Raw genomic sequence first — 892 nt, 5'->3', positions numbered from 1 at the left:
CGTTCGCGGCCGCCTGCGGGCTGGCGCTGGCCGTGATCGGCATCGCGTCGGACGGGATCACCTATGGCACCGGCTATATCCAGGCCCACGAGATCATAGAAGGCAGGACGCACTATCCCGCATCCTTCTTCATCCTGAAATTCATCGCCACCATCATTTCCTACTGTTCGGGCATTCCGGGCGGGCTGTTTGCCCCCTCTCTCGCCATCGGGGCGGGATTTGGCGGCTGGGTGGCGCAGTTCCTGCCGCATACCACGCCGGGCGCGGTAGTGCTGCTGGGTACGGTCGCCTATTTCTCGGCCGTGGTGCAGTCACCGCTTACCGCGTCCGTCATCGTCATGGAAATGTGCGACAACCAGCAGGTGACGCTGGCACTGCTCGCCACGTCCTTCCTCGCCTATGGCGTCTCGCGCATGATCTGTTCGCAGGCCCTGTATTCCGCGCTGGCGGAGGCGTTCCTCGATGGCATGGCCTCCCGCCCGCCGGTGCCGAAACGGGCCCCACCCCCGGCCGCCCCACCGCTAACGGCGGTGCGCTGACAGCACCCGCCCATACAGGTCCAGCCATTGGGTAGTGACGGCCTGACGGGTGAAATACGTCTCGTAATCGCGGCGTCCCCCTGCCACGATCCGCGCCGCCAGCGCCGGGTCGTCCAGCACCTGACGGATCGCACCCGCAAGGGCAGCGGCATCGTCAATGGGGACCAGCATGCCGTTTTCAGCGTTGCGGATATGCGCGCGCGGGCCATCCGCCGCGCAGGCGACCAGCGGCACATCGGTGGACCATGCATCGAGGATGACAGTCCCGAACGGTTCGTAGCGCGACGGCAGGACACACAGATCCGCCGCCGCCAGCAAGGCCCCGCGATCCGACCGCCAGCCCAGGAAATGAA

General features: G+C 66.4%; 2 protein-coding genes. One reads left to right on the top strand and one right to left on the bottom strand.

Going from position 1 to position 892, the window contains the following annotated elements:
- Positions 1 to 539, top strand: a 539-nt coding sequence (locus JCM25156_RS18485; RefSeq protein ID WP_025814308.1) for a chloride channel protein, incomplete at its 5' end; no start/stop codon positions are given.
- On the opposite strand, the gene JCM25156_RS18480 is transcribed toward JCM25156_RS18485, so the two are convergent.
- On the bottom strand, positions 522 to 892 hold a 371-nt coding region (locus tag JCM25156_RS18480), incomplete at its 5' end, for a glycosyltransferase (RefSeq protein WP_025814306.1). The two genes, JCM25156_RS18485 and JCM25156_RS18480, sit on opposite strands and share 18 nt — an antisense overlap.

Source organism: Komagataeibacter kakiaceti JCM 25156, from assembly GCF_000613305.1.
The sequence above is the reverse complement of the archived record's forward strand: the minus strand, read 5'-3'. Positions and strand labels throughout refer to the sequence as shown.